The following is a 13,576-nucleotide window of genomic DNA, read 5'->3' on the forward strand; positions in this document are numbered from 1 at the left end:
TCGGATTGCAGCTCTCCCCATCCGGGGTGGGCTCCTCTGTCTGGCGACGAATGTAACAAAACGGTATAGGTCCGCGCCACCGTTACCGAACGTTTATGTTCGGCGGTCCTCGAGTTCCGCCTTGAAGGCGGCGTACCGAGCGCGGTGCGGGGCACGCCGGCGAATCACCGCCCACGCGACACCGAGCACGATGAACCATACCGGGGTGACGAGTAGCGCCTCGAGGGTGTCGTCCTCCTGGGTCAGAGCCCAGATGAGAAAGACGAAGAACGCCAGCACGACCCAGCACATCACGACCCCGCCGGGCATCTTGAACTTCGACGCCTCGTGCAGTTCGGGGCGGCGCTTCCGGTACACGATGTAACTGGCCAGGATCATCGTCCACACGAAGATGAAGAGCACCGATGAGATTGTCGTCACAGTCGTGAATGCCTCGATGACCGAGTCGCCGGAGAACAGCAGCGCGATCGCCGACAGCAGGAAGGCACACGAGAACATCAGCGCGTTGGCCGGAACCTTGCGGGAACTGAGCCTGCCGAGCCTGGCCGGTGCGTCACCTTCCTGCGCGAGGCCGTAGACCATCCGGGACGTCGAATAGATCCCCGAGTTGGCCGAGGACGCCGCAGACGTCAGAACCACGAACTGGATGACTCCCGCCGCGATCCCCAGACCGGCGAGCGTGAACATCGCCGTGAAGGGGCTCACCCCGGGGACGACCTCACGCCACGGTGTGACCGAGATGATCACGATCAGCGACACCACATAGAACAGCAGGATGCGGATCGGGATGGAGTTGATGGCCTTCGGCAGGTTCTTCTCCGGATCCTTCGCCTCGGCCGCCGTGGTGCCGACGAGTTCGATGCCGACGAACGCGAACACCGCGATCTGGAATCCGGCCACGAAACCCATCGCGCCGGTCGGGAACATGCCGCCGTCGTTCCACAGGTTGTCGAATCCGGCCTCCGAGCCGTTCGGCGACGTGAAGTGCGTGAACACCATCACGAGTCCGACGACGATGAGGCTGAGGATGGCGATGATCTTGATCAGCGCGAACCAGAACTCGGTCTCGCCGAACGCCCGCACGGTCGGCAGATTCAGCAGCAGGAGGGCCGCGATGGCGACCAGCGCCGGGATCCACAACTGGAGGTCGGGCCACCAGTACCGCACGTAACCGGAGATCGCGATGATGTCGGCGATCCCCGTGACGATCCAGCAGAACCAGTACGTCCACCCCGTGAAGAACCCGGCCCAGGGGCCGAGCAGGTCTGCCGTGAAGTCGGAGAACGACTTGTAGTGCAGGTTGGACAGCAGTAGCTCCCCCATCGCCCGCATCACGAAGAACAGCATGAAGCCGATGATCATGTAGACGAAGATCACCGACGGTCCGGCCAGCGAGATCGTCTTCCCGGACCCCATGAACAGGCCCGTGCCGATTGCTCCGCCGATCGCGATCAGCTGGATGTGCCGGTTGGCGAGCTGCCGGGAGAGATGCGGTTCGCCGCCCGCTCCCGTCCCCGGGTCGCCGCCCGATCCGATCGAGTCCGTCGAGGAAGTGCGGTCAGCCATGGAACACCTGCAACCCTTCTCAGTCCTTGCTGTCACCGTCCGAAAGCGTGGGTCACGTTACGCCGGGGACTTGACATAGACCGAGTAGCTAAGGCTAACCTCAGTTCACTACTTCGAGGCGAGGAGCCTGCACATGATCGAGGACCTGATCGAGATCGCGTACGCCCAGGGCGCTGTCACCTGTGTGACTCAGGCCGCCGGCGGCGTCGACGAGTACGAACTCGCTCGGGTCGATTCGGTCGCGTCCAGCGTCACGGTCTCGGTACGGGCCGACGGCAAGTTCGCGAAGGCCACGAGCATCGAGGGGTACCTCAGCCTCGGCCAGGTCGTCCTGGCGTGCGGACTCGACTACCGGCACGCCACCCGCCAGTACATCCACTGTTGACGTCCTCTCGGCCGTGAACGACCGAGATTCCCCGCGGGACTCGCGTCCCGAGGTTCCTGTTTCACCGACAGTTGCCGCCCCGCACCTTAGGTGCGAGGTGGTCTCACACCGTCTCCGCAGGCTGCCACCGCCAGTCCGACGGCCAAAATATTCCTTGCCGCATTCACATCCCGATCGTGGACGGCGCGCCGCATCGGCACGTCCACACCCGCACGTTCAGCGGCATCGCCGAGGCGATCTCCCCGCCATGACCCAGACACTAGCCACACAGTCCGACACAACCGGATCAGCTATCCCGGACCTCGAGGACCGGGTCTGCGCCGAAAGACTCACGGATCAACCCAGGTGCTCCCCGAAGAAACCGTCGATCCTCGTCCACGCGTCGGCGGCGGCTTCCGGGTCGGGCACCATCCCCGTGACCTTCATCAGGGGACGCATCACCTTGGGTCCGGCCAGTGCGTCGTTCAGGAACGTATGGCCGGCCGTCGGATACTCCTTCACATCGTGGACCACACCGGCCCGGGTCAGCGCCGACTCCAACTTGGCTGCCGCCTTCGGCAGGGCGAAGTCCTTCCCGCCGTAACTGGCGACCACCGGGCACGCTCCCGCCACCGCCGCGTCCAGGTCACGCGGTAGGACCCCGTAGTTCGGGGCCGCCGCGTCGAACCCGGTGCGCAGCGTCATCAGCGCGAACCCGCCGCCCATGCAGAACCCGATGATCCCGATCTTCCCCGTGCAGTCCGAAGACCCGGACAGCCACTGACGTGCCGCCTCGATGTCCCCGTACGCCCGGCCCTTCCCCGAGAGCATCGCCCGCATCGTCGACACCAGGCAGCGTCGCGCACCGCCCGCACTGAACAGATCCGGCGCCAGGGTCAGAAACCCCGCCGACGCCAGCCTGTCCGCCTGACGCTTCATCACGTCGTCCAAGCCGAACGCCTCGTGCACCATCACCACCCCCGGCCACGGACCCTCACCCGACGGCCTCGCAAGATAGCCGTGCAAGTTCAGCGAACCGTCGTGCCGCGCAGCGAGGTCGGTCAAGTCGATCTCGGACATGTACGTCTCCCGTTCCGTCGTCACTTCCAGAACATCTGCGACAACCATGCCCTCCCCATCGCGAGCGCACCACCATTCCCGCTACACTCACCTCGGTGTGCGCCCCGCGCGTGCACCGCGCCTTCGTAGCTCAGGGGATAGAGCAACCCTCTCCTAAAGGGTAGGTCGCAGGTTCGAATCCTGCCGAGGGCACCAGGCTCGCTCAGGTCCGGCAGAGTTGCCGATCCTAGTCCGGAGCGAATGCAGACGTCAGCCCGCTGTCAATCGTCGTCGCCATCGGGGAGCTTCTCCCACTCCCGAGTATCGTCAGGATCTTCCCGCCTGCGGGGTCGGCGACCTCGGCATCAGGCACACCCTGGCCCCCGGCGAGGGGGCATGCGCGCCGACCGAGCCGAGGACGAGGACGAGCTTCCCGTCTACGACGTGTGTCGAGGAGACCTCGACACAGAACTGTTCGAAGGGTGTGTCCGCCGGGGCGCCCAGGGCCCGTCCCGCGATGATGCTCCCGGCTACGAAAATGCCGCCATCACAGCACCGTCAGATGACGGCTCAGCCCGCGATCGCCGGACTCATGAAGCCGTCGTCTTGGCGGGCCGGTTGCTGCCGAAGAGTTTTCGTGCCTGGTATCGCACCAGCCCGAATCCCACGTCGATGACGTAGAAACGAGCGGTCACGAGGAATTCCTGAAACTTGTTGCGGTTGATCGCATAGTTCAGGGAACGGACGAGTTCGGTATCGGTTTCGCCGAGTTCCGCCAGCCGCTCGAGGTTCTCGCGAGCGAACAGCTCACCGCCCTCCCCGGCGGCGTTCAGGTACATGCGGCGGACCGCCCTCGACGGGATCTCCCGGGGCAGGCTCGTGCACTGTTCGGATGCACCCACGATATGGAGTCCGATCATCGTCCGTAGGCACTTCTCGCATCTGCCACAGTTGTATTTGCTCGCCAGATTCCACCAGCACACCCGTAGGTGATTCATGGCGACCGCGGACTCCTTGATGCGGGCCAGTTTGGCAACACGGTCCGCTTCGATGCCGTCGTGCACGATCTCGACATCACTGCTCGACCACAGCGGATCGAGGTCGGGATGCGTCCCGAGCGGGGCGAGCCGGGATTCGTCGTCGGATGCCGGAATGTAGACCTTGCGCAGGTGAGGAGCCAACAGTAGCGAAACGTGGGCGAGGAAGGCGCCGTGTGCCTGACTCTGCCAGTGCGGTCCGTGCTTGGCGTGGAGGAGGCGAACGTTGGATCGGACCTCGATCAGTTCTTTTCCGAGTTCGGCCGCCATCGTTCGAGCCCGATCGACCGCCTCCTCCCACAGCACCTGGTTGTCGAGGCTGATATCCAGTCCGTGGATGATGATCAGGTGCGTGATCTCATCGAGATTCTTCAGTGCGGTGTAGAAGGAATCCACGCCGCCGGAGAAGAAGCACCCGACCCCTCTACGGTCCTGCTCCGCCGGGCTGGGTGCCACGGTCTCGGCCTGCGTGGAGGTGCGCTGAAGCATCTCGGGGAACCAGTCGAGGAGCACGTCTTGGGCAGCCAGGCTGCCCTCCAACGCGGTGTGGTCGACGGCCGGGGTGATTGCGAGCTGCAACCCTTTCCGCATCGCTGTCACACGAAGTGTGGGCAGCCACGGGGTGCCGGTGACGTCGACGGCCACGTCGGATTCGGTCCACACGGTGAACGATTCGCCGTCGATCACCAGTTCCGCAGTCGAGCGGTACGTGTCGTCAACCGACACCGAAGCCTTCAGTTCCATTGCCGCACCTCAATATCGGTATGCATTCGCGTTCCTCGTTCAGCTCTGTGTGACTCTCGCAAGTTACCGCACCGTGTCGTCGTCGGCCGAGCAACCATCGGAGTGGGATCGGGGACGCAGGAAGCCGGCGTCACTAGGCACCGGGCCCCGCGGCGGCGCCCACCTGCCTGACCAAGTCCCGAATCTCCTGCGCGACGAGATTGGGTTCGACCAGAGGTATGTAGTGATTACGGTTCTCTGAATAGACGTGCCGTCCGGACGGGGAGAGTTCCGCGGTTCGGCGGTGCGCGGCGCTGAGGAAATCGCGATCGCGATCCTTCTCGGGTGGGATCCTGTTCGACGAAATCGTGGTCAGTGAGACGTCGGGTATATGAGGTCCACTGTCGTGAAGCGAAGTGAAACTTTCACGGAAGGCGCGCCACTCGGCCCACGCCGCGCGGACGGAGTTCATCGTCGATCCTTCGTCGATCGCCTCCTCCAGCGCCGCACCCTGCAAGAAGCGGTAGTAGGACTTCCCCAGCAGCGGGCGAAGAAGTTTCAACCGCGCCAGAATCACCTGCGAACCGTACAGCACCGAAGCACCCCGCATGGCTGCCATCATCCGCTCGGGTTTGCAGATCTCCGACACTTCGTCGACGAGAGCGACGGCCTTGATCGTGCCCGGTCGACGGTTCGCCGCCACGCGTACCACCGGGCCGCCGTAGCTGTGTCCCACAACGACGCAGGGGCGGTCGACGGTGGCGTCGAGGACGGCCAGATGATCGTCGAGTATCCGATCGAAATCGCGTCCGGTCTCGTCCGGGTCGCTGAGTCCGTGCCCCGCGCGGTCGTACACGATGGTGTGTGCAAACTCGGCAACCAGCGGTTGAACAAGCGACCAGGTCGATCGACTCTTCCCCATCCCAGCCTCGAAGAACACCGACACCGATCCATCTCCGGCAGTGCAGTAATGCAACCGACGATCGGCGATCAGAACAAAACCGGACTTACTTTCAACAGGCATGGTGGAGCGGCCCTTCGGTCTGGCGCCGTGCGGCAGCGACGTGTTACGCCTCGAAATACACCGCTACGCGCCTAATTTCCTACTCGGTGGTCTCTCGGAAGTTGGCACAGTTACTGATTCGAACTGATTCACCATACCGAGCATCGAAAATCGACGTGCCATCCCCATCGTCCTCGATTTCAGCCGGACGGGGACGCGTGCGGGAATTCACGGACCTCCAGTACCTGAGGTCGGTTACCGGACGATCTCGCGAACTTGATTGTCGGACTACCCCTTCGAAATTGGACTCGGACCGTCAGGTCGATGAACTGCGCCCACCTGACCACCCTCGAACGCGTAACTGCGCGAGCGCGGGGTTGGTTTGGAGGTACGCGACATCGCCACTCAAAACCATTGCTGTAATTGCCAACCCGTGGACCCAGTGGTCGACATAGCCTGTACCGTGTGCGGCCACTGTCCGATCCGCGCCGGAGCTCGATCTACCTGAATACATCCGAGCGGCGTTACTGCGTGGGTCACGTTCGGGAAGGTTCAGCCGGTACGGCACACTTCGACGGAGATGGTGGAATCGGGATTCGGTGGTGTGACGACCGGGCACGCGCGTGCCTGGCATCATCACCGTGAAGAGAGGGATCAAGGCATGGCAGTGCAGGCATCCATCGACCCCGTCGGGGTGAACGTCGTCAAATCGGTGTTCTCCATCGATGGCAAGAAATTCACCGTGCAGACATCTGCCAACGTTTGCCTGGATCGGAGCGGAACGCCATGGCTGCCCCCGGGAGTCGTGGTGGCGATGACGACCGAGCAGGACTTGGAACTCGACGCCCCGGTCGATCCTGCCGCACTGTCCGGTGCCGAACAGGCACGTGACCTACTGCACTCGTGGTACCCGCAACTCCACACCCCGAGCGTCGACGCGCCCGTCATGTCGACGAGGGACCATGAGGGCGGCGGCGTCGGATGCTTCTTCAGTGGCGGCCTCGACGCCTTCTACTCCGTTCTGAAGAATCGAGCCGAGATCACACACCTCATCCTGGTGCACGGATTCGACATCGATCCTCGTCGCCCGGAACCGTACGAGCAAATATCGGCAGGTGCGCGCGAAGTTGCTGCCGAGATGGGCGTAGAGCTGATCGAGATTCGTACCGACCTCCAGCTTCTCCACGCGAGACACGGAAACAACTGGGGTAGCACCGCACATGGCGCTGCGCTCGCGCATGTGGCGCTCCTTCTTTCACCCCACCTGCGCAAGGTGATCGTGGCCGCGTCGGGATCGTACGACTCGGGCAACATGACCCCGCACGGGAGTCATCCGGATCTCGATCCGCTGTGGTCGAGCGAGAATCTCCAGATCGTTCAGGACGGCACGCAGGCGAACCGGGTCGACAAGGCCGCGGCCATCAAGGACAGCGATCTGGCGATGCGCCACCTGCGCGTGTGCAATTTGAACTGGGACGGCGACTACAACTGCGGGAAGTGCGAAAAGTGCATCCGCACAATGATCAACCTTTACATCGCCGGCGGGCTGGAGAAATGTAGGACACTTCCCCACACGATCCCGACCGAACGAATGAGCCGCATGCACGTCACGTCGGGTGCTTTCCCCTTCGCGAAGGAGAACCTCGACGCGATGCGCGCCCGGGGAATCCACGACGCCGAACTGGAAGCCGCTCTGCAACGCATTCTCGATCGCACCCCCCTCGAGCAGCGAATTCTCGAGTACCGGTGGTTGCTCCTCGAAGTTGCACCACGCGTACCACGCGTCTTGATCGGCCTATTGGTTCAGCGAGTCCGCACGATTCGCGCTGAGCGATCAGCGCACTCTTCGCAACGTTGACCGTGCGCGAAGCAGGGTTCACGGCCATCGCGGGCGACGGGACCGGCCGGTTCGGCTTCATCACCGTCCGCGGCTGGATGGACTGCCGGACCATCGAACGCGGCGACCGCACCGTCGTGGAGTTCAGCTGGGACGGCGACGACGACCAGGTCAGCGGTCATGGCTGGGCCGCTCTGGTGGATACGGCCATCAGCCGGCGCCGACCGACATTTCGCGGTAGCGCATATTTGCGGACCGTGGCTGACCTCGATTGTTCGTATCGTCGCCGCATGACCAACACTGAGAACCGCCCGGCCGCCCTGCACTCCTACTTCGCCTACCGCGACGCCCCGGCCGCTCTGCGGTGGCTGGAACGTGCCTTCGGTTTCGAGACCACCCTCGAGTTCCCCGGCGACGACGGCGGGATCATGCACTCCGAATTGCGCAGGGGCGACGCCGCCATCATGGTCTTCAGCGACGACGGCGACTACGACCGGCCGGCGCTGCGAGGCGAGACCGTCGGTCATGGTACCTATCTCAGCGTCGGCACCGACGGCGAAGTCGACGAGGTGTATGCCACCGCCCTCGAGGCCGGCGCCACCTCGGTCTGGGCGCCCGCGAACACCGAATGGGGCAACTACCGCTGCCGGGTCCTCGACCTCGAAGGTTTCGAGTGGACATTCGGCACCCTGCGCCCCGGCGAGAGCCGCAGTGACTGGTCGGACGGCGAATGACGGTGACGCGGAACCCGATAGCCGCGGCACCGCACGACGGTGTCAGTCGATCGCGAAGAGGCGCGCCGCGTTGTCGTGGCACACCGCCCGCAGCCACGGCTCGCCGAGGTCGAAGCGGGTGAGACCCTCGAGCGCGTCGAGGTAGGGGTACGGGATGTTGGGGAAGTCGCTGCCGAACACGATTCGTTCCTGCAGTTCCGCAAGCCGGTGCACCTGGTCGCGCGGAAACGGCGTGGCTGCTTCGGTGTAGTCCGTGAACGTCATCGTGGTGTCTAGATACACGGTGGAGTACTGATCGGCCAGGTCCAGGAATTCCCGGTACTCCGGCAGCCCCATGTGAGCGATGATCAGGTGCAGGCGCGGGTACCGCGACAGCAACTCGGCGATCGGGCCCGGGCCGGTGTGGGTGCCGGGCGCCGGCCCCGACCCGCAATGGATGACCACGGGGACACCCGCCTCCTGCAGCACGCCCCACACTGGGTCGAGGAGCGGATCGTTCGGCGAGTAGTCGCCCACCTGGATGTGGGACTTGAACACGCGCGTGCCCGACTCGATCGCCTCCGCGACGTACGCGCCCGCGGACTCCTCCGGGTAGAACGTGGACGTCCGCAGACAGTCGGGGGTCTGCTCGGCGAATTCGGCCGACCACTGGTTCAGCCACGCGGCCATCTCCGGCTTGTGCGGGTAGATCATCGACGTGAACCGGCGGACACCGAACCCGCGGAGGTGCTCGACGCGGACGTCTTCCTCGTGCCGGTAGTGGATGGGCCACTCACGTCCGGTGAGAGGACCGACGGCGTCGAAGTAACCCCACACCTTCTCCATCACGTTCGCGGGCATGAAGTGGGTGTGGACGTCGATGATGCCGGGCAGCCCCAGCGCACGCCAGAACTCCTGCACCCGCAGATCCTCGGACAACTCTCTTCTCCTCGACGCAGTGCCGGATCACGGACCCCGGCGGATCGGAACGGGGCCGACTCAGAACAGCGTGAACGCGTCCTCGGGCTCGGGTGCCGGCGCGACAGGCGCCGGTGCAGCGGCAGGGGCCGGGGCCGGCGCAGCGACCGGCGCCGGTGCGACCGCGCCGGATGCGACGGCACGGGCCGCCTCGCCGGCGAGGACGTCGGCCATCTCGTTGTAGTGGTTGCCGACGTGGCCGCGGACCCAGCGGAAACGGACCGGCCCGGGGCGTTCGGAGATGGCCCGGTCGATGGACTGCACCAGCCCGAGGTTCTTGACGGGAGCGCCGCCCGCCGTCTTCCAGCCCTTGCGTTTCCACCCGGGCAGCCATTCCGACGCGCACTTGATGGCGTACTGGGAGTCGGATTCGATCAGCAGCGGATCGGCGCCGGGATGCGCGGTGATCGCTTCGAGCAGCGCCCGCAGCTCGGCGATCTGGTTGGTCCCGGAGGGTTCGCCACCCGATTGGCTGGGACCCTCGTGATTGACCCATGCCCAGCCGATCGCCCCACCGGGGTTGCGGAGGCAGGATCCGTCGGTACTCACGATGATCATGGCTGGGACTTTACGTGCGCGCTCCGACAGCCGCCGGTAGCGGTCGCCTTCACAGTGGATACGCTTCATTTGATGACGGCTTCGCTGGAGGTGGTCGAGACCACCGTGACCGCGCGGCGTCCCCTGGACGTCGCCATGTCGTTGCAGCCGCTGCAGCGCGGGAAGGGCGACCCCTGCCACCGGCGGACGGCCGACGGCGCGATCTGGCGGACGTCGGTGCAGAAGTCGGGTCCGGTCACTTACCGCCTCACCCAGATCGACCGGCACTCGGTGCGCTGCCAGGCGTGGGGCGCGGGCGCCCACGAGCTGGCCGCGGGACTGGGCCGCCTCGTCGGCGAACACGACGAGTGCGCCGACTTCGCCCCCGACCATCCGATCCTCGTCGAGGCGCACCGGCGTTTCCCGCACCTGCGCCTCGGCCGGACGGACCGGGTGCTGGAGGCGCTCGTGCCCGCGATCCTCGAGCAGCGGGTGCACGGCATCGCCGCGTTCGCGTCGTGGCGGCATCTCGTGTGGAAGTTCGGCGCGCCTGCTCCCGGTCCGGCCCCGGACGGGATGCGGCTGCCGCCGACCGCGGACGTGTGGCGGCGGGTGCCGTCGTGGGAATTCCACCGGGCCAACGTCGACCCAGGCCGATCCCGCACGATCGTCCGCTGCGCGCAGGTCGCCGACCGGCTCGAGAAGATCGTCGACCTCCCCCGCGAGGAGGCGAATCGCCGGCTGATGTCCATTCCCGGCGTCGGGATCTGGACGGCGGCCGAGGTGTCGCAGCGCGCGCTCGGCGATCCCGATGCCCTGTCGGTCGGCGACTATCACCTGGCCGCGATGGTCGGGTGGTCGCTGCTCGGGAAGCCCCTCGACGACGCCGGGATGGTGGAGTATCTGGCCCCGCTGCAGCCGCACCGCCAGCGCGCCGTGCGACTGCTCGAGGTGAGCGGGCAGGCCGTCAAACCCAAGTTCGGGCCCCGCACGACGCTCGTCGACCACAGCTGGCACTGAACCTCATTCGCACACTCCACCTACCGGCATTCCGTTACCTGTGAACACCTGTTCAAGTGTTCATACGAACAACTAGACTTCGAAGGATCAGCTGCCGGCCGGAGGAGACGCCGTGGAATCCGTGGCAATGCACATGAGCGACGGCCTGATCAACGCACCGACCTCCCTGCTGTTCGTCGTCGTCGCCGCGCTGGGACTGTCGATCGCCGCGTGGCGCGCGCGCTCGGAACTCGACGAACGCACCGCGCCGATGGCCGGTCTCGTCGCGGCATTCATCTTCGCGGTCCAGATGGTCAACTTCCCGATCCTTCCCGGTGTGAGCGGCCACCTCCTCGGCGGCGCGCTCGCCGCCATCCTGGTCGGCCCGTACACCGGCATGCTCTGCATCTCGATCGTGCTGATCGTGCAGGCCCTGCTGTTCGCCGACGGTGGGCTGACAGCACTGGGGGCGAACATCACCAACATGGCGATCATCGGGGTGGTCGTCGGATACGGCGTCGCGGTGGCGTTGCGTCCGCTCGTCGTGCGGCAGGAACGACTGCGATTCCGCGTCCTCGGCGGGATTTCGTTCGCTGCGGCCTTGTGCGGAACGGTGGCGGCGTCGATGGGCTTCGTGCTCGAGTACGCGATCGGCGGACACGCCACGTCCGGGGATTCGACCTCGCTGGGCGCGGTGGCCGCCTACATGCTCGGGGCACACGTGCTGATCGGCATCGGCGAGGGCCTCATCACGGCGGTCACGGTGACGGCCGTCGCGAAGGCGCGCCCCGATCTCGTGTACCTGCTGCGGACGGCGCCCCGGCGTGTGGAGGTGCGCGCGTGATCTCCCTCCGCCGCTTCCTCATCGGCTTCGCGCTGGTGGCGCTGCTCGTCGCCGGTGCGGTCTCCTACCTCGCCAGCCCCAGTCCGGACGGTCTCGATGCCGCGACGACGCGCGGGTGCGAGACCGTGGAGACCGATACCGGGGAGGCGCTCGTGGGTGACTGCATCGCCCGGAACGCGTCCGCGCATCACTTGTCGGACTCGCCGCTGGCCGACTACACGGTGGGCGGCCGGGCGCATCTCACCGGGGTCGCGGGCGTGATCGGCGCGACCGCCACGTTCGTCGTCGCGGGTGGCCTGTTCTGGCTGCTGTCCCGCGCGCGGCGCAACCGAACGAGCCCCTGACCGTGGGAGCCGGTCACGCCCATCCGCTCTACCTCGACGGCGCTTCCCCCCTGCACCGACTGCCGGCCGAGGTCAAGATCGTCTGCGCCGTGGTCTTCGTCTTCGCGGTGGTCGCGACGCCACGCGAAGCGTTCTGGGCGTTCGCCGGGTATCTCGCCGTCCTGATCGTGATCTGGCGGATCGCCGGCATCGCGCTCACGTGGATCGGGCCGAGGATGCTGATCGAGTTGCCGTTCGTGACGCTCGCGGTGCTGCTGCCGTTCGCCGAGGGCGGCGCCCGCGTCACCGTCGCCGGACTGTCACTGTCCGTCGCGGGCCTCTACGCGGCGTGGGGCATTCTCGTGAAGGGCACTCTCGGTGTCCTCGTCTCGTTGACGCTCGCAGCGACGACGCCGGCCCGCGACCTGCCCTCGGGTCTGGCGCGACTGCGCGTGCCCGCGATGCTCACCACGATCGTCGTTCTGATGCTGCGCTACCTCGACCTGCTCACCGCCGAGGTCGAGCGGATGCGCACCGCCCGGCTGTCCCGCGGCGACGACCCCCGGACGTTCCGGCAGATCGGCGCCACCGCCCGTGGCGTCGGCGGATTGTTCGTGCGTTCGTACGAGCGCGGCGAGCGCGTTCACCTGGCGATGCTGTCGCGCGGGTTCACGGGTTCGGTTCCCACGATCGGGGCGCCCCCGGCGACCGCTGCGGCGTGGCGGGCTGGGCTCGTGCCCGCGGTGTGCGCGGTCGGGATCTGTCTCACGACGTGGGTGCTCCGATGACCCCGGCCGTGCACCTCGAGGGCGTCTCGTTCGCGTATCCGGACGGCCGGGCCGCGCTGCACCGGATCGACCTGACGGTGGAAGCCGGCGAGCGGGTGGCCGTCCTCGGTCCGAACGGGGCCGGCAAAACCACACTGATGCTGCACCTCAACGGCATACTGACGGCCACCGAAGGCAGCGTCACGGTCGGCGGGCTGGCGCTGTCGCGGGGGGCGTCGCGGGACACGTTGCGCGAGGTCCGGCGGCGGGTCGGGATCGTCTTCCAGGACCCCGACGACCAGTTGTTCATGCCCACCGTCGCGCAGGACGTCGCGTTCGGTCCGGTCAATTTCGGGGTCACCGGGACCACGCTCGACGAGCGGGTGCGCGACGCGCTGGCGGCCGTGGACATGACGGCGCATTCCGGCCGCAACCCCGCGCACCTGTCGGTGGGCCAGCGCCGCCGGGTCGCGCTGGCGACCGTCCTCGCGTGCGCCCCGAACGTCCTCGTGCTGGACGAGCCGTCGAGCAATCTCGACCCCGTCGCCCGGCGCGAATTGGCCGAGGTTCTGCTGGGTATCGACACCACGCACCTGCTCGTCACGCACGACCTCCCGTACGCCGCCCAGTTGTGCACGCGCGCCGTGATCCTCGACGAGGGGCGCCTGGTGGCCGACGGTCCGATCCTGGACGTGCTCGGCGACCCCGCGTTGCTCGCCCGCCATCGCCTCGAGTTGCCGTGGGGTTTCCGGCTTCCCGCGACCGGGCCTCATTCGCCCGGCGAACGATCCGTGACACCGCCGACCGGGTAGCCCACGATGGGGTG

The 13,576-nt window shown here is 66.3% G+C and carries 14 protein-coding genes, 1 tRNA gene and 1 pseudogene; 9 read left to right on the forward strand and 7 right to left on the reverse strand.

Annotation, left to right across the window (positions count from 1 at the left end; translation table 11 throughout):
• Positions 1–93 precede the first annotated feature (93 nt).
• Positions 94–1,566: a D-serine/D-alanine/glycine transporter gene (gene cycA, locus I1A62_RS18310; protein WP_219459341.1), complete on the reverse strand. Its 1,473-nt coding sequence runs from the start codon at positions 1,564–1,566 to the stop codon at positions 94–96.
• 133 nt (positions 1,567–1,699) lie between these two features.
• Between cycA and I1A62_RS18315 the strand changes: the two genes are divergently transcribed.
• Entirely contained in the window at positions 1,700–1,951 is a 252-nt protein-coding gene (locus I1A62_RS18315; protein WP_219459342.1) for a hypothetical protein, read from the forward strand.
• A gap of 86 nt (positions 1,952–2,037) precedes the next feature.
• Here the strand turns inward: I1A62_RS18315 and I1A62_RS46390 are convergent.
• Positions 2,038–2,195, reverse strand: a pseudogene (locus tag I1A62_RS46390) (zinc ribbon domain-containing protein); the annotation flags it as partial.
• Between the two features lie 92 nt (positions 2,196–2,287).
• Positions 2,288–3,058, reverse strand: a complete 771-nt coding sequence (locus I1A62_RS18320) for a dienelactone hydrolase family protein (protein WP_219459343.1) — start codon at positions 3,056–3,058, stop codon at positions 2,288–2,290.
• Between the two features lie 71 nt (positions 3,059–3,129).
• Here I1A62_RS18320 and I1A62_RS18325 point away from each other — a divergent pair.
• Positions 3,130–3,205 (forward strand) — tRNA-Arg (locus I1A62_RS18325).
• A 374-nt stretch (positions 3,206–3,579) separates the two neighbouring features.
• On the opposite strand, the gene I1A62_RS18330 is transcribed toward I1A62_RS18325, so the two are convergent.
• Positions 3,580–4,770, reverse strand: a complete 1,191-nt coding sequence (locus tag I1A62_RS18330; RefSeq protein ID WP_219459344.1) for a hypothetical protein — start codon at positions 4,768–4,770, stop codon at positions 3,580–3,582.
• Positions 4,771–4,903: 133 nt separating this feature from the next.
• Positions 4,904–5,773, reverse strand: a complete 870-nt coding sequence (locus I1A62_RS18335) for an alpha/beta fold hydrolase (protein ID WP_257890836.1) — start codon at positions 5,771–5,773, stop codon at positions 4,904–4,906.
• A 640-nt stretch (positions 5,774–6,413) separates the two neighbouring features.
• Between I1A62_RS18335 and I1A62_RS18340 the strand changes: the two genes are divergently transcribed.
• Both I1A62_RS18340 and I1A62_RS46395 read left to right on the forward strand, forming a co-directional pair.
• Complete coding sequence (locus I1A62_RS18340; protein WP_219459345.1) at positions 6,414–7,610, forward strand: hypothetical protein; 1,197 nt, start codon at positions 6,414–6,416, stop codon at positions 7,608–7,610.
• Between the two features lie 2 nt (positions 7,611–7,612).
• Positions 7,613–8,323, forward strand: coding sequence for a VOC family protein (locus tag I1A62_RS46395; protein ID WP_257890953.1), 711 nt, complete (start codon positions 7,613–7,615; stop codon positions 8,321–8,323).
• Between the two features lie 42 nt (positions 8,324–8,365).
• On the opposite strand, the gene I1A62_RS18350 is transcribed toward I1A62_RS46395, so the two are convergent.
• Entirely contained in the window at positions 8,366–9,241 is an 876-nt protein-coding gene (locus I1A62_RS18350; RefSeq protein WP_219459346.1) for an amidohydrolase family protein, read from the reverse strand.
• Positions 9,242–9,301: 60 nt separating this feature from the next.
• Positions 9,302–9,838 carry a ribonuclease H gene (locus I1A62_RS18355; RefSeq protein WP_219459347.1) on the reverse strand — a complete coding sequence of 179 codons (537 nt, stop codon included), beginning with the start codon at positions 9,836–9,838 and terminating at the stop codon, positions 9,302–9,304.
• Between the two features lie 72 nt (positions 9,839–9,910).
• On the opposite strand from I1A62_RS18355, the gene I1A62_RS18360 reads away from it, so the two are divergent.
• From I1A62_RS18360 to I1A62_RS18380, 5 genes are all read left to right on the forward strand, one after another.
• Positions 9,911–10,837 (forward strand): DNA-3-methyladenine glycosylase, encoded by a 927-nt coding sequence (locus tag I1A62_RS18360; protein WP_219459348.1) that lies wholly within the window; start codon positions 9,911–9,913, stop codon positions 10,835–10,837.
• Between the two features lie 127 nt (positions 10,838–10,964).
• Positions 10,965–11,660 (forward strand): energy-coupling factor ABC transporter permease, encoded by a 696-nt coding sequence (locus I1A62_RS18365; protein WP_219461263.1) that lies wholly within the window; start codon positions 10,965–10,967, stop codon positions 11,658–11,660.
• Complete coding sequence (locus tag I1A62_RS18370) at positions 11,657–12,004, forward strand: PDGLE domain-containing protein (protein ID WP_219459349.1); 348 nt, start codon at positions 11,657–11,659, stop codon at positions 12,002–12,004. The genes I1A62_RS18365 and I1A62_RS18370 overlap by 4 nt, the downstream gene beginning before the upstream one ends.
• Positions 12,005–12,006: 2 nt before the next feature.
• Positions 12,007–12,771 carry a cobalt ECF transporter T component CbiQ gene (gene cbiQ, locus I1A62_RS18375; protein WP_219459350.1) on the forward strand — a complete coding sequence of 255 codons (765 nt, stop codon included), beginning with the start codon at positions 12,007–12,009 and terminating at the stop codon, positions 12,769–12,771.
• Positions 12,768–13,562 carry an energy-coupling factor ABC transporter ATP-binding protein gene (locus I1A62_RS18380; protein ID WP_124394904.1) on the forward strand — a complete coding sequence of 265 codons (795 nt, stop codon included), beginning with the start codon at positions 12,768–12,770 and terminating at the stop codon, positions 13,560–13,562. The genes cbiQ and I1A62_RS18380 overlap by 4 nt, the downstream gene beginning before the upstream one ends.
• Positions 13,563–13,576: the final 14 nt, after the last annotated feature.

Source organism: Rhodococcus sp. USK10, assembly GCF_019378875.1.
GTDB classification, from domain to species: domain Bacteria; phylum Actinomycetota; class Actinomycetes; order Mycobacteriales; family Mycobacteriaceae; genus Rhodococcus_F; species Rhodococcus_F pseudokoreensis.